At 31.2% G+C, this 17,546-nt stretch carries 18 protein-coding genes; 6 read left to right on the top strand and 12 right to left on the bottom strand.

The features are described 5' to 3' along the window. Nucleotides 1-28 precede the first annotated feature (28 nt). Nucleotides 29-391 (top strand): CoA-binding protein, encoded by a 363-nt coding sequence (locus D6200_RS05105; protein WP_047789712.1) that lies wholly within the window; start codon nt 29-31, stop codon nt 389-391. Here D6200_RS05105 and D6200_RS05100 read toward each other — a convergent pair. The 5 genes from D6200_RS05100 to pyrR are packed head-to-tail and all read right to left on the bottom strand — an operon-like array spanning nt 388 to nt 3,538. Then, complete coding sequence (locus D6200_RS05100) at nt 388-1,329, bottom strand: ribonuclease Z (RefSeq protein WP_047789713.1); 942 nt, start codon at nt 1,327-1,329, stop codon at nt 388-390. The two genes, D6200_RS05105 and D6200_RS05100, sit on opposite strands and share 4 nt — an antisense overlap. Continuing rightward, nucleotides 1,330-1,650, bottom strand: coding sequence for a T9SS type A sorting domain-containing protein (locus D6200_RS05095; RefSeq protein WP_073183117.1), 321 nt, complete (start codon nt 1,648-1,650; stop codon nt 1,330-1,332). It lies immediately after the preceding gene. 41 nt (nt 1,651-1,691) lie between these two features. Next, the gene (locus D6200_RS05090) at nt 1,692-2,024 is read right to left on the bottom strand and encodes a hypothetical protein (RefSeq protein WP_073183115.1); all 333 of its coding nucleotides are present in this window, start codon (nt 2,022-2,024) and stop codon (nt 1,692-1,694) included. A 2-nt stretch (nt 2,025-2,026) separates the two neighbouring features. Further along, complete coding sequence (locus tag D6200_RS05085; RefSeq protein WP_073183113.1) at nt 2,027-2,959, bottom strand: aspartate carbamoyltransferase catalytic subunit; 933 nt, start codon at nt 2,957-2,959, stop codon at nt 2,027-2,029. 24 nt (nt 2,960-2,983) lie between these two features. After that, nucleotides 2,984-3,538, bottom strand: a complete 555-nt coding sequence (pyrR, locus tag D6200_RS05080) for a bifunctional pyr operon transcriptional regulator/uracil phosphoribosyltransferase PyrR (protein ID WP_073183111.1) — start codon at nt 3,536-3,538, stop codon at nt 2,984-2,986. A 147-nt stretch (nt 3,539-3,685) separates the two neighbouring features. Here pyrR and D6200_RS05075 point away from each other — a divergent pair, with 147 nt between their 5' ends. Beyond that, nucleotides 3,686-5,578, top strand: a complete 1,893-nt coding sequence (locus D6200_RS05075; RefSeq protein ID WP_073183108.1) for a SulP family inorganic anion transporter — start codon at nt 3,686-3,688, stop codon at nt 5,576-5,578. Between the two features lie 47 nt (nt 5,579-5,625). On the opposite strand, the gene D6200_RS05070 is transcribed toward D6200_RS05075, so the two are convergent. Further along, complete coding sequence (locus D6200_RS05070) at nt 5,626-6,372, bottom strand: hypothetical protein (protein WP_073183106.1); 747 nt, start codon at nt 6,370-6,372, stop codon at nt 5,626-5,628. 39 nt (nt 6,373-6,411) lie between these two features. Beyond that, nucleotides 6,412-7,353, bottom strand: coding sequence for a hydrogen peroxide-inducible genes activator (locus D6200_RS05065; protein ID WP_047789720.1), 942 nt, complete (start codon nt 7,351-7,353; stop codon nt 6,412-6,414). Nucleotides 7,354-7,469: 116 nt separating this feature from the next. Here D6200_RS05065 and D6200_RS05060 point away from each other — a divergent pair, with 116 nt between their 5' ends. Further along, nucleotides 7,470-7,940 carry a Dps family protein gene (locus D6200_RS05060; RefSeq protein WP_047789721.1) on the top strand — a complete coding sequence of 157 codons (471 nt, stop codon included), beginning with the start codon at nt 7,470-7,472 and terminating at the stop codon, nt 7,938-7,940. 86 nt (nt 7,941-8,026) lie between these two features. Here D6200_RS05060 and D6200_RS05055 read toward each other — a convergent pair whose 3' ends face one another. Together D6200_RS05055 and D6200_RS05050 are read right to left on the bottom strand one after the other, a co-directional pair. Continuing rightward, the gene (locus tag D6200_RS05055) at nt 8,027-8,806 is read right to left on the bottom strand and encodes a sulfite exporter TauE/SafE family protein (RefSeq protein ID WP_047789722.1); all 780 of its coding nucleotides are present in this window, start codon (nt 8,804-8,806) and stop codon (nt 8,027-8,029) included. 46 nt (nt 8,807-8,852) lie between these two features. Beyond that, the gene (locus tag D6200_RS05050) at nt 8,853-9,773 is read right to left on the bottom strand and encodes an AraC family transcriptional regulator (protein WP_073183104.1); all 921 of its coding nucleotides are present in this window, start codon (nt 9,771-9,773) and stop codon (nt 8,853-8,855) included. A gap of 201 nt (nt 9,774-9,974) precedes the next feature. Between D6200_RS05050 and D6200_RS05045 the strand changes: the two genes are divergently transcribed. From D6200_RS05045 to acs, 3 genes are all read left to right on the top strand, one after another. Next, a complete protein-coding gene (locus D6200_RS05045; protein WP_047789724.1) occupies nt 9,975-11,474 on the top strand; it encodes an aldehyde dehydrogenase family protein in 1,500 nt (499 codons plus the stop codon). A gap of 54 nt (nt 11,475-11,528) precedes the next feature. Continuing rightward, nucleotides 11,529-11,870: a DUF779 domain-containing protein gene (locus tag D6200_RS05040; RefSeq protein ID WP_073183101.1), complete on the top strand. Its 342-nt coding sequence runs from the start codon at nt 11,529-11,531 to the stop codon at nt 11,868-11,870. A 92-nt stretch (nt 11,871-11,962) separates the two neighbouring features. After that, entirely contained in the window at nt 11,963-13,870 is a 1,908-nt protein-coding gene (acs, locus tag D6200_RS05035) for an acetate--CoA ligase (protein WP_073183099.1), read from the top strand. 18 nt (nt 13,871-13,888) lie between these two features. Here acs and D6200_RS05030 read toward each other — a convergent pair whose 3' ends face one another. From D6200_RS05030 to D6200_RS05020, 3 genes are all read right to left on the bottom strand, one after another. Continuing rightward, entirely contained in the window at nt 13,889-14,572 is a 684-nt protein-coding gene (locus D6200_RS05030) for a response regulator (RefSeq protein WP_047789727.1), read from the bottom strand. Next, nucleotides 14,562-16,571 carry a tetratricopeptide repeat-containing sensor histidine kinase gene (locus D6200_RS05025; protein WP_073183097.1) on the bottom strand — a complete coding sequence of 670 codons (2,010 nt, stop codon included), beginning with the start codon at nt 16,569-16,571 and terminating at the stop codon, nt 14,562-14,564. The genes D6200_RS05030 and D6200_RS05025 overlap by 11 nt, the downstream gene beginning before the upstream one ends. A 73-nt stretch (nt 16,572-16,644) precedes the next feature. Then, on the bottom strand, nt 16,645-16,875 hold the full coding sequence (locus tag D6200_RS05020) for a hypothetical protein (protein ID WP_125064376.1): 231 nt from the start codon (nt 16,873-16,875) through the stop codon (nt 16,645-16,647). Nucleotides 16,876-17,546 lie beyond the last annotated feature (671 nt).

The raw sequence follows: 17,546 nt of genomic DNA, 5'->3' as shown, positions 1-17,546 counted from the left end.
AGAGAGTTTAACGTATTATTAACAGAAAATGAAAAAACGAACTTTGGTACTAGGAGCCTCTTTAAAATCCTCTAGATATTCGAATATAGCTATTAAAAGGCTAAGAGATAATGGAATAGAAACTGTAGCAATTGGTTTACAAAAAGGAATTGTTGCAGATGTAGCTATTAAAACAGAAAATATTTTTTTCGAAAATATTGATACTGTAACTTTATATTTAAATCCAAAGCGACAGGAATCTTATTATGAGTATATAATTAACTTACAACCTCGCAGAGTGATTTTTAACCCTGGAACCGAAAATATTGAGCTTATGGAGTTGTTAAAGGAAAATGGTATTGAGAGTGAAATAGCATGTACTTTGGTACTTCTATCAACAAAGCAGTATTAATTTAAAATTTCAACAGGAAAAGAATTAGTACTATATCGTTTCCCTGCTTCCGCTAATTCAGTATTCTTAAAAACTGTTTGAGCCTCAATTTTAAAATCGTTAATGTTTTTATACCTGCTAGAATAATGCCCAATAATTAATTTGTTTGCATTTGCTTTACTAGCAATAGAAGCTGCTTGTTCTGCAGTAGAATGTTTAGTTTTATCACATAAATCTTCTCTGTCTTTTAAAAATGTAGCTTCGTGGTATAACAAGTCTACATCTTTAATAATAGGAACAATGTCTGGTTTATAGGCAGTGTCACTACAGAAAGCAAAACTTAAAGGTTTAGGAGGATCAATTGTAAGCTCTTCATTAGGAATTACTTCACCCGTAGAGAGTGTAAAGTCTTTACCAGCTTTAATGTTATGAAAGTCACAAGTTTCTATTTCGTTATATTGCTGAATATTCTCAATGTGTAACTTTCTAAGTTTAGGTTTTTCAGTAAATAAAAAACCATTAGTATACACTCTATGATTTAAAGGAATGGTTCTTACAGAAACTTTATCATCTTCAAAAATAAGCTCACTTTCTTTTGATTCTAATTCGTGAAAAATAATAGGATATTTAGTCCACGATTTTGAAATTTTTAACTGAAGTGTTGTCACTTCTTTTATGCCTTTTGGGCCGTAAATATGTAACTCTTTTTCTCTGTTTAGAATCCCAAAAGTAGCGATGAGTCCAACCAAACCAAAAAAATGATCACCATGCAAATGAGAAATAAAAATATGGTTTATTTTTGAAAAACCAACCTTGTATTTTCGCATTTGGCGTTGTGTACCTTCTCCACAATCAATTAAAAAATGACGATTGTTAATTTCTAAGTATTGAGCGGTAGGGTAGGCATTAGCTCTTGGAGTAGCAGAATGACAACCTAAAACAGTTAAGTGTAAACTCATTTATTTGATTACAAAGCGTTTTGAAATTATTTCTTTATTACTTTGTATTGCATAAATGTACATACCAGACTTTAAATCATTACGTTGAAAAGGGAAAGAGTTACGTCCCTTAACCACTTTAAGCTCTTTATTATAAACAGTTTTACCTAGTACATTTCTAACAGTTAAAATAACTGTTTGACTATGTTTAGCATTAAAGTAAATAGTAGTATTGTTCGTAAAAGGGTTAGGAGATGCTATTAACTTATTAATTGATTTTTCTTGTGAAAAAGCAACAGAAATAGTTAAGAAAAAAGTTATAAAAAGTATTTTTTTTATCATAAATTATCGTTTAGGGGATGGATAATTATTAAAATTAAAGGTTAAAAACCTAAATCACGCTGAATGTTTTCCATTTCTATAACATCTTCTGCTTCAATTAAAGTAGGAACAATGTTAAAAGTTTCAGGAAAATCATCAATAGTAACATCTTTAGATATAACAACAAAAGATGTGCCATTGTTTTGATGTTTTTCTGCGTATTCCAAAAATAGTAAAATATTTTTGTTAGAGGGATTAAATTCTTCTGAAATTACAACAATTAAATTTTTATCTGTAAGGTTTACATGTTCATTTTCAAAGCTTTCAAAGAAGTCAGAAAATGTTCTTTCATCAGAAGTTACTAGGGTGTAATTAGTTTTATCAGTTATATTCATGACTATCTTTTTATTTGTTGTGCTAACAAATAAATAACTGCCATACGAACAGCAACTCCATTTTCTACTTGGTTTAGAATAATTGATTGATCACTGTCGGCAACATCACTTGTTAGTTCTACCCCTCTATTAATAGGTCCAGGGTGCATTATGACAATTTTTTTGCCAAGACTGCCTAATATTTCTTTGTTAATACCAAAAAGTTGTGTGTATTCTCTAGTTGATGGAAAGTATTTTATATCCATACGTTCGTGTTGCACACGTAATACATTAGCAACATCACACCACTCTAAAGCTTTTTTTAGATTTGTTTCCACTTCAACTCCTAAACTAGAAATGTATCTAGGAATTAACGTACTAGGTCCACAAACTTTTACTTTAGCTCCTTGTAATTGTAGTGCAAAAATATTTGATAAAGCTACACGTGAGTGTAAAACATCACCAACAATTACAACTTTCTTTCCTTTTAAGTCGCTATTTAAAGCTTCACGCATAGAAAAACTATCTAATAATGCTTGTGTTGGATGTTCGTGTGTACCGTCTCCAGCATTAATAATTTTAGCATCTACATGGTTTGATAAGAAAATTCCTGCTCCTACATTTGAATGTCGCATCACAACAATATCAACTTTCATCGACAAAATATTGTTAACAGTATCAATTAAAGTTTCTCCTTTTTTTACTGAAGATTGCCCTGCAGAAAAATTAATAACATCAGCAGATAAACGTTTTTCAGCTAATTCAAAAGAAAGCTTTGTACGTGTGCTATTTTCAAAAAATAAATTAGCGATGGTAATATCACGTAACGAAGGAACCTTTTTTATAGGTCGGTTAATGACTTCTTTAAAATGAGCGGCAGTTTCAAAAATAAGCTCAAGGTCATTTTTGTTAAGGTATTTGATTCCTAATAAATGTTCAACACTTAACTGCTTCATTTTAGTTTGTTTTTTTAATCATAACTAATCAAGCTTTGAGGGCTTGGGTTCAAGGTAAATTGTATCTTCTTTATGAGTTTCTTGCCAGTTCACAACTACTTTTTCTTCATTGATGGCATCTACTTGTCTTCCTCTATAATTAGGTTGAATAGGTAAATGACGGCTAAAGCGACGATCTATTAATACTAATAACTCAATATTATCAGGTCTTCCATACGATTGTAGTGCTGTTAAAGCACTTCGAACGCTTCTTCCTGAAAATAATACGTCATCAATAATAACCACCTTTTTTCCTTCAATTAAAAAGTCAATTTGTGTAGAGGTGGCTTCTAATGGTTCTTCTCTTCTGCGAAAATCATCACGATAAAAGGTAATATCTAACAAGCCTAATTTTAGGCCTTTAATTTGATACTCTTCTCTTAATAATTTAGCCAATCGATTAGCTAAATAAGAGCCTCTAGGTTGTAATCCTATTAAAACGGTATTAGAAAAATCGTTGTGATTCTCGATTAACTGACACGCTAATCGATGCAGAATGATTTCAATTTCTTTCGAAGTAAGTAGTGTTTTTCTGCTCATTTGTTGCTACCAAATTGGTTTGATAGTTCAACGTTCAAAATTAAGGCAAAAATTTACGCTGACAAAATTAAACTTAATGAAACCTAAAACTTGGTCTATAAAATTATCTTTACATTTGCGCATTTTTACAAAAGACTCTTAGAAATTATGATGAAATACATTAAAAGTAAGAAGATTAATATAAAAGACGATTCGTTAGCAGGTATTACGGTATCGTTAGCAATGATACCAGAGGTAGTAGCTTTTGCTTTCGTAGCTCAAATTAGTCCTATTGTAGCTTTGTTTGGAGCTTTCGTGGTAGGGATTGTTTCTGCAATTTTTGGAGGAAGACCTGGTTTAATTTCAGGAGCAGCTGGTGCTGTGGCAGTAATTTTTGTAAACATGATACAGGAAGGACATGCAAAAGGACTGCTGTTTGATACTCCTGTAGAAAATATGGGATACTTTTATTTACTAGCAGCTGTAGTTTTAATGGGAGTTATTCAAGTGTTAGCAGGAGTATTTAAATTAGGGAAATTAGTTCGGTTAATTCCACATCCAGTAATGATGGGATTCGTAAATGGTTTAGCTATAGTTATTTTTATAGCTCAACTAGGAATGTTCAAAGAAAATAAGAAGGACATTTTTGGTCAAAATATGCGTAAAACTGAATCGAAAGAGTTGGTGTATAAAGTTGCAGATAATGAGGTACAAGATCTAGTATCAAGTGCTGCATTGTTTTCAATTAAAGGAAATTCAATTATTAATAATGAAACAAACCAGGAAGTTTTTGTAAAATCAGAAACACAAGTTTTTGATGCAAAAACAAAAAAAGTTGTTTATAATATTGAAAATGGCGGATTTTATTCAGTAAAAGATAGTGGGGTAGTAAAATCTACTTTACAAGGAACAAAGCTATATACTATGGTTGGGTTAGTGTTGTTAACGATGCTAATTATATGGTTGCTTCCAAAATTAACAACAAAAGTACCAGCAGCGTTAACAGCTATTTTAATTGTTACGTTTGTATCTATTTTCGGTGGATTAGAGTCTATAAATGTTGGAGATTTTATTAGAGATGGAGGAGGAGCTGGTTTAAATGGTTTTGATGAAATTTCTAAGAAAATGAATTTAGCAGAACTTTGGAGTAATTTGCCATTTAATTTAGATACATTAAAGTTTATTGCACCGTATGCCTTTTTAGCAGCTTCAGTTGGGTTGATTGAAACGTTAATGACGATGAATTTAGTGGATGAGTTAACAGATTCAAGAGGTGATGGTAATAAAGAATGTGTAGCACAAGGAGCTGGAAATATGTTAAGTGGATTGTTTGGAGGAACTGGTGGTTGTGGTATGATTGGTCAAACAGTAATTAACATTAACGCAGGTGGTAGAGGGCGTTTATCAGGAGTTATGATGGCGGTTACTTTATTAATTTTTATCCTTTTTGCAGATAAATATATTGAACAAGTACCTATCGCAGCTTTAGTAGGAGTAATGTTTATGATGGTTATTGATACGTTCGCATGGTCTAGTTTTAGAATTATGAATAAAATTCCAAAATCGGATGCAATTGTATTAATTATAGTATCTGCGGTAACTGTAATTTTTGATTTAGCAATTGCTGTATTTGTTGGGGTAATTATTTCAGCATTAGTTTTTGCTTGGGAAAATGCAAAAAAAATTAGAGCGAGAAAACGTTTTAAAGAAGATGGAACTAAGATTTACGAAATTTGGGGACCTTTATTCTTCGGAAGTATTACTGCTTTTAACGAAAAGTTTGATATTAAAAATGATCCTGCTAACGTGGAAATTGATTTTGTAGAATCGCGTATTTCAGACCATTCAGCTATTGAAGCTATTTTTATATTAGTAGAAAAATATCAAAAAGCAGGGAAGAAGGTAACCTTAAAACATTTAAGTGAAGATTGTAAGGTATTGTTATATAAAGCAAGCCCGATTTTTGCAGATGTTATTGAAGAAGCAGTAGATGACCCTCGTTATCACTTAGCTGCAAATCCAGAAGATTTTCCAAAACCTTTATCAGAATATAGTTTTTAAATCGCAGAGCGATAAAAAATAAAAAATCCCGCTATTAGCGGGATTTTTTATGTGTTTTTTAGAATTAGGCATATAATGATTATTACAACTATAAATAATAGATACTTTAGGAATTTCGTGTTTAGTTGAGTGTTTTTATTTAAGTTATCAAGAGGAGAAGAAACTTTTCTTATGTTAGTAGGTGTTTTTGAAAAACTATATCCTTCGAAATTAGTATCAAATAATAACTCATCATCTGAATCCAATTGCTTTCCAAAATACCTTGTACATAACTCAAATACAAAATTTTCACCTACTTGATCTTCAGTAAATTCTCCTTCAGTAAATTCATCGAAATTATAAAACCTATTTCCATTTTCATCTATTTTTGACTTAGATAATAGTTTTTCTTCCTCTTTAAGAGGTTTACCGAAATCAATAAAGGTGCCTAGTTCTGATGTTCCTCCTTTAACCCTTAATTTTTGATTATTTTTAGTAACAGAATATCCCCAAAAATTAACAGTGCTTTGAATAGCAATAGAACATATTTCTGTATCAGGGAAAAAATCAGATAGTGTATTTTCCTCATAGGAAGTATTTTCTTCAAATGATTTTATGGGTAATTCTTGTTCACATATTATCCAATTTCCTTTGTATTTTGTAATATAAACGGTATTACCAGGAGGTAACATAACCTCTTCAAACGTTTTAGGAACTATTTTTTTTAGATTATGAAAACCGATACTATTTAAGAGTTTTTCTTTCTCTATTTCTTTGTTAGAGTTAATAATTACGCATGATATTTTCCATCCCATAGCTAGGTCAGTTATTTTAAAATGTTAGCTTAATGAGGTTTATTTTTTCTGAAGTGGACTTATAATTTCTACATCACTAAAAGCAATAGCGCCTCTAATTACACTGTCAATAGTACTTTTTAAAGCTTCAATCAATTGCATTTTTAATTGCGATTTGTGATAAATCAAGCTAACTTCACGTGCAGGAGATGGAGATTCAAATTCTCTTAAATGAGTTTTGTCTCGTTCATTTAAATCCAGCGTATTTAAATAAGGAAGTAAGGTCATTCCTAATCCGTCTTTAGATAACTTTATTAATGTATCAAAACTTCCACTTTCTAACTGAAAGTGATGTGTAGAGCTTCTTTTATTAGTTCTACAAAGATTAATTACACTGTCTTTAAAACAATGTCCGTCTTCTAACAATAAAATATCATCAACTTCTAAATCATCAACTTTTAATTTCTTTTGTTTAAATAATCGATGTTCACTTGGAACTAAACCTACAAAAGGTTCATAATATAAAACACGCTCTTTTATGGCTTCATTTTCTAATGGAGTAGCAGCAATAGCAGCATCTATATAACCATCCATTAACTTTCTAACAATTTCTTCTGTAGTTAATTCTTCAATAACTAATTGAACTTTAGGGTAGTTCTTACTAAATGTTTTTAAAAACATAGGAAGTAGTGTAGGCATAATTGTAGGGATTATTCCTAGTCTAAACTCACCACCTACATAGCCTTTTTGTTGATGTACAATATCAATAATACGATTACTTTCATCAACAATTACTTTAGCTTGCTCTACAATACGCTTACCAACTTCAGTTAATTCAATAGGCTTTTTTGAGCGGTTAAAAATTTTAGCATCTAGTTCTTCTTCTAATTTCTGAATTTGCATACTTAACGTTGGTTGCGTGACAAAGCAATGTTCTGCAGCTATGGTGAAGTTTTTATATTCAGCAACGGCTAGTGTATATTTTAATTGTGTTATAGTCATTTCAATAATAATTTTTGATAAAGATATTAAAACAATCGATTACGTTTATAGTAAAACTGTTAAAACTTGCCTTAAATTTGTAATAGAAAAAGTAAAAAACTTAAAATCAAAACAATATGTCAACTACAATTTTAGGATTAGATAAACAAAAAACTGAAAACTTAGTAAAAGAGTTAAATGCCCTACTAGCAAACTTTCAAGTATATTACCAAAATGCAAGAGGTTTACACTGGAATATTAAAGGGAAAAACTTTTTTGAGTTGCATATGAAGTTTGAAGAATTTTATACAGATGCACAAGAAAAAGTAGACTTAATAGCAGAACGTATTTTAACATTACAAGGAACACCATTGCATACTTTTGAAGATTACACTAGTGTATCAAAAGTACCAGTAGGAAAAAATATTTCAAATGATGTTGAAGCAGTAAAATTAATTATTGATTCGTTATCAGAACTATTAAAAATAGAACGTTTAATTCTTGATTTGTCTGATGAAGCAGAAGATGAAGGAACAAACTCAATGATGAGTGACTTTATTGCAGAACAAGAAAAAACATTGTGGATGATGAATGCTTGGTTAGGCTAAGAAATAGTTATCTATGTTTAGGGGATGAAAGAGCAACGTGTTTACGTTGCTTTTTTTATGTAGAAGAAAATAATATGAATAATTGGCTAATATAAATACTTAATTAAAATCCGAATACTTACAAAGGCAATTAGAATAGCGGTTGCTTTTTTCAGTTGTGTGGAATTAAAGAATTGGTTACTCATTCTACTACCAATTTGACCACCAATAAAAACAGTAATTAATAAAATAGAAGTAAGCTTCCAGTCGATAGAAAATTCAGGGTTCACATATTGACCTATCAATCCAGATATAGAATTTACTAAAATAAAAAAGCTTGCTGTAGCAGCTATTTTTTTAGGAGTGTCCCAATTGGTTAAATGAAGTAACGGAGCTAAGAAAATACCACCACCAATTCCAACCATTCCAGAAATAAAACCAATAATTCCGCCATAACCTGCATTTTTTGCTATGTTTAAATCGGTAGTTTTATTGCTGTTGGTAACTACTTTGTTTGAACTCCACATGGTAATAGCAGCAAAAAGTAGTGTGAAACCTAAAAGAATAAAGAAAAAAGTTTGACTTATTCGTAAATAGCCACCCAAAAAAGCCATAGGAATACTAAATAAAGTAAGCGGAATAACCTTTTTCCAATTATATTGTTTTTGTTGCATATAAAGTAAAACATTACCTGTAACAACCATTACATTACAAAGTAATGCTGTAGCTCTTATTTGTGTAAAAAGTAAGCCAGTGAGTGCTAAAACAGCCAAGTAACTGGAACCACCACCAAATCCGACAGAAGAGTATAGAACAGCCACAATAAAAAAGAGTAAGACTATGTACAAATTAGTACTTAAAACATCTAGAAAAAGAGATATCATCATATCAAACAAATGTAGCTATAAAAGTTTTTTGAAAAAAGTTGATGATTTACTCTTTTATAAAAGACTTTTTAAACTGCTGAGGAGTAATCATCTCCATTTTTTTAAACTGTCTGTTGAAATAGCTAATGTTATTAAAACCTGATTTGTAGGCTATTTCAGAGATTCGTAGGTTTTTAGATTGCTTTATAAGTTTTTTAGAAAATTTAATCTTTTCAGAATTTATATAGTCAATAGGAGAGATTCCCAAGGTGTTTTTAAACTTTTTATGAAAATGAGATGTACTCATACAAGCTTTCTTAGCTAACAATTCTACAGTAATATCTTTATTTGTGAGGTTGTTTTTTATAAACTTAATAACCATACCAATGCGGGTGTCTGTAAGCGTGTCAGAAGGATCGTTTAAGATAAAAGCTTTAGCTTTCGTTTGTAATAATCTAACAATCAATTCCTGTATCATAAGATCAAGAAGAATGTCTTTAGATTTGTTTTGATCGGTAAACGTATGTACTAAACGTCCAACTAAATGATTAATATCCGTATTATGAACAAGGTGAGAAGAAGTTTCGTTTAATTTCCAATTATTGTTTTCGCGCTCTATAGTAACATTGTGATTAAACTTATCTACTATCTCATCAATCTTATCAGAGTCAATACCTAAAGCCAAACATTGAGTAGGATTATTTTTTTCAGCCAAGGGGAAATCTATAATCATCTCTTTATTAGTTGGCATTACCACAGATTCACCAGGGAAAAAATCAAAAGGTTCCATGCCTTCTAAATGCATTACTTTTTTTCCAGTGAGCATACTTGCAATCACAGGAAAATCAAAAGTCAAAGAAACCTGTTCAGCACTTTTATGAGTCTCAAAAATATTCAACTCAGCATATTCGGCATTATACGTAGTTCTGTTCTCTATTAAAGTAGTAAGTTTTCTACTTTCTTTATGTCGACTTAATAAATGGTTCATAATCAATAGTACAAAAATCTATTTATCCTTTTTTTGAGATAATAGATATGTGTTACAATTTAATAAATATGTTCAATATATTGACTATATGATATTTTAATTTTACAAAAATTACGAAATACTCATTTTTAACACAAGTTGATTGTAGAAGTGTTATTTCGGGATAGTTAATTTAAGTAAAGAACAAAAATACAAAGTTTTATGAGTTACACGAAACCAAAATTTAAAGACACGTATGCAAATTTTATCAATGGGAAGTTTGTATCTCCCTTAGGTGGAGAATATTTTGAAAATAAATCTCCAGTTGATAATAGCATCATAGCAAAATATCCAAGATCACAAAAAGAAGATATAGAACTAGCTTTAGATGCAGCCAATGCAGCGAAGGAAAGTTGGGGAAACACTTCAGCAGCAGAACGAGCTTCATTGCTAAATAAAGTAGCAGATATAATTGAAGCAAATTTAGAAGAGTTTGCATTAGTAGAAACCTGTGATAATGGAAAACCAATACGAGAAACATTAAATGCTGATGTTCCTTTGGCAGTAGATCATTGGCGCTATTTTGCGGCTGCCATTAGAGCAGAAGAAGGAAGTGCAACAGAGCTTGATCAAAATACCTTATCAATGAACATTAAAGAACCTTTGGGGGTTGTGGGGCAAATTATTCCTTGGAACTTTCCTCTTTTAATGTTATCGTGGAAGTTGCCACCAGCATTGGCTACAGGTAACTGTGTAATATTAAAACCAGCAGAACAAACTCCGTCATCAGCAACATTGTTAATGGAAAAAATAGCCGATGTTTTTCCTCCAGGAGTTATTAATGTAGTTCATGGTTTTGGTCCAGAAGCAGGAAAACCATTGGCATCAAGCCCAAGAATAGATAAAGTAGCATTTACAGGAGAAACTACTACAGGACAGTTAATAATGCAGTATGCTTCTAAAAACTTAAATCCAGTTACGATGGAGTTAGGAGGTAAGTCTCCAAATATCTTCTTTAATAGTGTAATGGATGAAGATGATGCTTTTTTAGATAAAGCAATTGAAGGAGCGGTGTTATTTGCTTTTAATCAAGGAGAAGTTTGTACCTGTCCTTCACGTATTTTAGTACAAGAAGACATCTATGATAAGTTTATGGAGCGAGTGGTGGCAAGAACAGAAGCAATTGTACAAAAAAGTCCGTATGATGTAAACACAATGGTAGGAGCACAAGCATCAAATGATCAATATGAAAAAATTCAAGCGTATATTAAAATAGGAAAAGAAGAAGGAGCGAAAGTGCTATGTGGAGGAGAAGTTAATACACTAGAAGGAGAGTTAGCAAATGGATTTTATATTAAACCAACTATTTTAGAAGGACACAATAAGATGCGCGTATTTCAAGAGGAAATTTTTGGGCCTGTTGTGTGTGTGACAAAGTTTAAAGATGAAGCAGAAGCGCTAGAAATAGCAAATGATACCATGTACGGATTAGGAGCAGGAGTGTGGACACGAGATGCACATCAGTTATATCAAATTCCAAGAGCTATTAAAGCAGGAAGAGTTTGGGTAAATTGTTATCATGCTTATCCAGCCCACGCACCATTTGGAGGGTATAAAAAATCAGGATTTGGTAGAGAAAACCATTTAATGATGATGGATTACTATCGTCAAACTAAGAACATGTTGATATCGTATGATAAAAACAAGTTAGGGTTCTTTTAGTTGTTTGAAAATACTGAGCTTTAAAAAGCTCAGTATTTTATAAAAAAATATAATATGCAAAGAGTAGCAATAACAGATGCAGCAAAAGAAATAGTTAAAAAACTAAAAAAGCAACATGGCGAATTAATTTTTCATCAAAGTGGAGGGTGTTGTGATGGATCATCACCAATGATTTTTCCTAAAGATGAAATGTATTTAGATGAAAGTGATATTCTGTTAGGTGTGTTAGATGAAGTTCCTTTTTATATGAATAAAGATCAATATGAATACTGGAAGCACACGCACTTAACCATTGATATAACTGAAGGAAGAGGAGCAAGTTTTTCATTAGAAATTCCTTTAGGAGTTCGTTTTATTATACATTCACGTTTATTGCAACAAGAAGATGAAAGTTAGTATATGTTTTAAGAAGAAGAATTAATAAATTGATAAACAATTAAAAATGATTTATTTTAGTAGCTTAAGCTAAAATAAAAAGGAGTATAAGAATGAGTAACTACCACGTAAAAACATTAGAAGAATATTTTCAAGTATATAGAAAGTCCGTTAGAAATCCAGAATTATTTTGGGAAGAAATAGCAGAAGAACACTTTGTTTGGAGGAAAAAATGGGATACCGTTTTGGACTATAATTTTGAGAAAACTGAGTTCAAATGGTTTGAAGGAGCAAAGCTAAATATTACAGAAAACTGTATTGACCGTCATTTGCATATCAGAGGAGATAAAACAGCTATTTTATTTGAGCCCAACAACCCAAAAGAAGAAGCTCAACATATTTCTTATAAAGAACTACACAAACGTGTTTGTAAGTTTGCTAATGTTTTAAAAGACCACGGGATAAAGAAAGGAGATAGAGTTTGTATTTACTTACCAATGATTCCAGAATTAGCTATTTCGGTTTTAGCTTGCGCACGAATCGGAGCAGTACACTCAGTTGTTTTTGCAGGATTTTCATCAACAGCATTAGCAACGAGAGTTAATGATTGCGAAGCAAAAATGGTAATTACTTCAGATGGTTCCTACAGAGGGACAAAAACTATTGATTTAAAGAGTATTGTAGATGAAGCATTAGAAGATTGTCCTACTATAGAAAATGTATTAGTTGCTAAAAGAATTAATTCAGATATTCAATTAAAAGAAGGACGAGATAAGTGGTTAGCACCTTTATTAGAAGAAGCTTATCAAGATTGTGTTCCAGAGATTATGGATGCTGAAGATCCATTATTCATTTTATACACTTCTGGTTCAACAGGAAGTCCAAAAGGAATGTTACATACCACAGCTGGTTACATGGTATACACAGCATATACGTTTAAAAATGTTTTCAATTATAAAGAAAATGATGTGTATTGGTGTACCGCAGATATTGGTTGGATTACAGGGCATAGTTATATTGTGTATGGTCCGTTAGCAAACGGAGCAACAACTGTAATGTTTGAAGGCGTTCCTAGTTATCCAGATTTCGGTCGTTTTTGGGAAATTGTAGAGAAGCACAACATAAATCAATTTTATACGGCGCCCACAGCAATTAGAGCATTAGCAAAAGAGAACTTAGAATTTGTTGATAGCCATAACCTTTCATCAGTAAAAGTGTTAGGAACGGTAGGGGAACCTATAAACGAAGAAGCATGGCACTGGTATAATGATAATGTTGGAAAAAAGAAAAGCCCAATTGTAGATACTTGGTGGCAAACTGAAACTGGTGGAATTATGATTTCTCCTTTACCTTATATCACTCCAACAAAACCAACTTACGCAACGTTGCCCTTACCAGGAATTCAAATAGCATTGATGGATGAAAACGGAAAAGAAGTAAAAGGAAATCAGGTTGATGGAAGATTGTGTATAAAATACCCTTGGCCATCTATGGCAAGAACTATATGGGGAAATCATCAGCGTTATAAGGAAACATATTTCTCTGCATTCGATGATATGTATTTTACAGGAGATGGTGCTCTTCGTGATGAGGTAGGCTATTACCGAATTACAGGTAGGGTAGATGATGTAATTATTGTTTCAGGACATAACTTAGGAACTGCACCTATAGAAGATGCAATCAATGAGCATCCTGCAGTAGCAGAAAGCGCTATAGTTGGTTTTCCGCACGAAGTAAAAGGAAACGCTTTATATGGTTATGTGATTTTGAAAGAAACCGGAGAGGTAAGAAATCAAGATAACTTACGTAAAGAGATAAATCAAATTATTACGGAGCATATCGGTCCGATAGCGAAGTTGGATAAAATTCAGTTTACTGAAGGAGTACCTAAAACACGCTCAGGAAAAATTATGCGTCGTATTCTTCGAAAAATTGCACATAATGAATTAGATAATTTAGGAGATGTTTCTACACTCTTAAATCCTGAAGTGGTACAGAATATAATTGATAACAGATTATAAAATAGTGAAAAGGGATTCTTATAAGAATCCTTTTTCTTTTGCTATTAAAATCAAATCGCGATCATCAGAATTATCAACCTCAAATATTTTAGCCATTTGTCGTTTTCTTTTTTGTACTGCAGCTAAAGATAAGGGTAGGATGTTGGGTAGTTTATTTACACGATTACCAATAGATAGTTCATACAAAATCTTTCTATCCAAATCATCTAAAAAATACTCATTGGACACTTGATTTCTCAGCATTTTCATTACCGTTTTGCTGTAGTAAGGAGGGTCGTTAAGTACTTCTTCAATAGCATGAACTAATTCTACCGGGGTAATGTCATTTTTAACTAAGAACCCATCAGGGTTTACGTTTTTTAAAATACTATGTACTCGGTAATTATCGTTAAAAGTAGTGGAGATAATAATTTTAGACTCAGGAAGTTTTTCGTTTATAATCAAACCTAAATCCTCACCAGATAAAATACCTTTTTCTTCTAGAGGAGGTAAACTAATATCTAAAAAAATAATTTCAATAGATCGATTAGAAGAAGAATACGTTTCTATAATTTCATCGGCAGCACCACAGTTATTTGCTATTTGAATATGAAAAGAAATATTTTCATTTTGACTTTCGATATAGGCAAAAGCACTTTTATAAGCTTCTGATATTAAAGGATGATCGTCAATTATTAAAGCGTTATACTTTTTACTTTCCATTTTTAGTATTAAAAGGGGTTATAATAACAAGTGTAGTTCCTTGGTTTTCTTTAGAAATAAACTCTAAAGTACCACCTAATTTTTGTACCCTTGCTGTAATATTTTTTATTCCAATTCCCTTTTTCTTTTTCTCGGCATTAAAACCAATTCCGTCGTCTTTTAACGAAATAATAAGCTCTTCTCTCTTAAAAGAAGCGTCTAAGGTAACATTTTTTGCCTTAGCATGCTTAATAATGTTTTGTAAAGCCTCTTGAATGATGCGGTATACGTTAGCTTTAGTAACCTCGTTAATTTCGTTCCATGGAATGGTTTTATCAAAGTTAAACTTATAAGAAAAATTACCAATAGTACTTCTATCTTTTAAAAGTTGTGTTAAAATTGTTGTAAAGTTAATATTAGTGCTATCAAAATTATCGCTTAATCTGTGAGAAACATCTCTAATTTCCTTTTCTATCTCTTGTAACTCATCTAAAAAAGCTTGGTGTTTTTCTTGAGTTTCAGGTTTCATTTGCATAGCTAAAAAACCAAGGTTTACCCGAGTACCGAAAAGTTTTCCTAAAACACCATCATGAAGTTCTGCCGAAATGCGGTTACGTTCGTTAACACGTTCTTCTTCTAACTTAGCCTGTTGTTGTAGTGTTAAAACATATACTTCTTCATTGGCTTTTTGTTGTTCCGCTTCTAGTTTTAATTTTTCATTTCTTACCTTTTGTACACGTAAAAAATATAGTAAACTAAGAACTAATAGACCTGCAAAACTAGTTACTATAATCCATATACGTTGTTGACTTAAACGCTCGGTTTCTTCAATATATTCATCTGTTTCAAACTCAATACGGGTAAACTTGTTTTGTATTCTTCTTTCAGCGCTAATTAAACTATCGTTAAACTCTATGTAGCGATCTAAGTGTTTTTTAGAATTTTGTTTGTCTAAGTTGGCTAGTTGTTTTAAAGTAGTTAAATAATCTCCCCCATTTTTTAATTCTTTGGCAAGCGAATTGGCTTCTTTAGCATATTGTAGCGCTTTTGTGGTGTCTTTGATGTATTTATAATAATCTGAAATATGAATTTTTGAAGAAACAATACCTTCTTTGTTTTTTAAGCTATCTCTTATGGACAAACTTTTAAAGAAATCTTCTTTAATATTTTTAATATCATTCATTAGAAGTTTACAGTGAGCTCTGTTGTCTATAACCATAGAGTATTGAATAGGGGTAAGACGATTCTTTAATTCAATGTTATAGTAGTAAAGGGCTTTCTTATAATTTTTTATTTCCTTGTAGACATTACCAATATTATTATATATGGCGATATATTTTTTTTTAGTACTTTTTTGATAGTTCTTAATGGCTTTCTCATAGTAATATAAAGCTCTGTCATATTCTTTAATATCGAATTGTAATTGTGCTAAATGGTTATAAGATGTATGTAAGCGCTTATAATTTTTTAATTCTTTAAAAAGTTTTATGGCTTTTATGTTTAAAATTTCAGCTCCAGTATAGTCTCTGAAGCGCCCTTTAATTCGAGACATCCCTTGTAGTATTTGTGATGCTTCATCTTTAAAGTCTTTCTCAATAAAGTTTTGAAAAGCTTTGTCAAGGTGATAATAGCCCTTGTCATAAAATTCTAATTTTATATAATAGGTGGCATAATTCCAATGGGCATCACCAATAGCATAAGTATGTTTTGTTTGTGTAGCTAGCTGTAATGCTTCTTTGTTAATTTTGAAAAAAAAGGTAGTATCTTTTAATTTGTAGAATTCGTAGGCAATGGAGCTTAGTTCTAAAGGAAGTTTTTCTTTATTATTTATAATACAATCATATGATTTTAGTAATAATTTCTTTTTTGATTTTATATCTAATTTTTTGCTTTTGGCCTGCTTAAGCCATATCTTAATACTGTCATTTTGTTTAATTTCTTGTAATGGAAGAGGGAAACAAAAAGTGTCTGTTAAAAAGGTAAAAACAAATAAAAAAATGCTTTTCTTTAAATAGTTCAAGATTATTGTTTTTAGACAAAACTAAAAAAAAGCTTTTAACAATATTGTTAAAAGCTTATAAATATAATAAGGGTTAATTTCCTTTGGTACCATCACCGTCACCATCACCAACACCACCTGTATCAAGGTCGGTAGTTCCCCCAGTACCGTCATCGCCAGTACCATCGGTAGGTACATTAGTACTTGTAACTAATTCTGTTTGGTAAACAGTGTCATTTGGTACAATATCTTCTGTTAAGTCTGTACAACTTGTAGTTAACAAAAATAACATGCTTATTAGTAGTGTAAATTTTAAAGTTCTCATAATTTCAATTTTTAAATTTTGACAATAGTTTTCCTAGCCGCATGTGCGGCTCGTATAGCATCGAAATAAATTTTCGCGTGTATTACATCATTTTAAAATGAGGCAATAGTCATCTAACCCAAGTGTTTGGTTAGTAGGTAGAATTAAATTGATTGAAACATCAATTCATGAAGATGCGTTACTACTAAGGCCTATTGAGTACAACAGACTTCAGGGAATTCTACTTTGTCATAAAGGAAGCGTTTGCAATTTTGAAATGAACGCTAGTTGATTTTTAATTCTAAAATAGTGACAACATTATATATAATGAAGATGATTTTAGTAAGCGTTCTTGTTGAATGAGTAAACGTCCTTTTTCATTTAGTATGTGCAATTTTAATGTTTTCATAGCATTTATTTTGTCTTCTTAATATAATGAAAAAAAACGAATTATACAAGTTTTAACTTGTTAAAAATGTGTTTTTTAATAAAAAAAGCGTCTTTTTAAAAAGACGCTTTTTTGTTATATATAAGTGTAGAATAATTGCTAACTCCTCATTAAATATTTTGCTCCACAATAAACATCCTTGTCTTTTTTTGTTCCGTAATCTGCTCCTTTTCTATAAGCTAAGCTGATACTTCTGTTTGTGTTAGTTAATACCATCGTTTTAAATTTTTATTTATTAATAATA

This window comes from Tenacibaculum mesophilum (assembly GCF_003867075.1).
GTDB classification, from domain to species: domain Bacteria; phylum Bacteroidota; class Bacteroidia; order Flavobacteriales; family Flavobacteriaceae; genus Polaribacter; species Polaribacter mesophilus.
Note: the sequence above shows the minus strand (reverse complement) of the source record. Positions and strands in the feature narration are given on the sequence as shown.

What these genes read in the sequence shown, in the direction of transcription:
- D6200_RS05105 (WP_047789712.1), top strand. Translation starts at nt 29, where the DNA reads ATGAAAAAACGAACTTTGGTACTAGGAGCCTCTTTAAAATCCTCTAGA.
- D6200_RS05100 (WP_047789713.1), bottom strand. Translation starts at nt 1,329, where the DNA reads ATGAGTTTACACTTAACTGTTTTAGGTTGTCATTCTGCTACTCCAAGA.
- D6200_RS05095 (WP_073183117.1), bottom strand. Translation starts at nt 1,650, where the DNA reads ATGATAAAAAAAATACTTTTTATAACTTTTTTCTTAACTATTTCTGTT.
- D6200_RS05090 (WP_073183115.1), bottom strand. Translation starts at nt 2,024, where the DNA reads ATGAATATAACTGATAAAACTAATTACACCCTAGTAACTTCTGATGAA.
- D6200_RS05085 (WP_073183113.1), bottom strand. Translation starts at nt 2,959, where the DNA reads ATGAAGCAGTTAAGTGTTGAACATTTATTAGGAATCAAATACCTTAAC.
- pyrR (WP_073183111.1), bottom strand. Translation starts at nt 3,538, where the DNA reads ATGAGCAGAAAAACACTACTTACTTCGAAAGAAATTGAAATCATTCTG.
- D6200_RS05075 (WP_073183108.1), top strand. Translation starts at nt 3,686, where the DNA reads ATGATGAAATACATTAAAAGTAAGAAGATTAATATAAAAGACGATTCG.
- D6200_RS05070 (WP_073183106.1), bottom strand. Translation starts at nt 6,372, where the DNA reads ATGGGATGGAAAATATCATGCGTAATTATTAACTCTAACAAAGAAATA.
- D6200_RS05065 (WP_047789720.1), bottom strand. Translation starts at nt 7,353, where the DNA reads ATGACTATAACACAATTAAAATATACACTAGCCGTTGCTGAATATAAA.
- D6200_RS05060 (WP_047789721.1), top strand. Translation starts at nt 7,470, where the DNA reads ATGTCAACTACAATTTTAGGATTAGATAAACAAAAAACTGAAAACTTA.
- D6200_RS05055 (WP_047789722.1), bottom strand. Translation starts at nt 8,806, where the DNA reads ATGATGATATCTCTTTTTCTAGATGTTTTAAGTACTAATTTGTACATA.
- D6200_RS05050 (WP_073183104.1), bottom strand. Translation starts at nt 9,773, where the DNA reads ATGAACCATTTATTAAGTCGACATAAAGAAAGTAGAAAACTTACTACT.
- D6200_RS05045 (WP_047789724.1), top strand. Translation starts at nt 9,975, where the DNA reads ATGAGTTACACGAAACCAAAATTTAAAGACACGTATGCAAATTTTATC.
- D6200_RS05040 (WP_073183101.1), top strand. Translation starts at nt 11,529, where the DNA reads ATGCAAAGAGTAGCAATAACAGATGCAGCAAAAGAAATAGTTAAAAAA.
- acs (WP_073183099.1), top strand. Translation starts at nt 11,963, where the DNA reads ATGAGTAACTACCACGTAAAAACATTAGAAGAATATTTTCAAGTATAT.
- D6200_RS05030 (WP_047789727.1), bottom strand. Translation starts at nt 14,572, where the DNA reads ATGGAAAGTAAAAAGTATAACGCTTTAATAATTGACGATCATCCTTTA.
- D6200_RS05020 (WP_125064376.1), bottom strand. Translation starts at nt 16,875, where the DNA reads ATGAGAACTTTAAAATTTACACTACTAATAAGCATGTTATTTTTGTTA.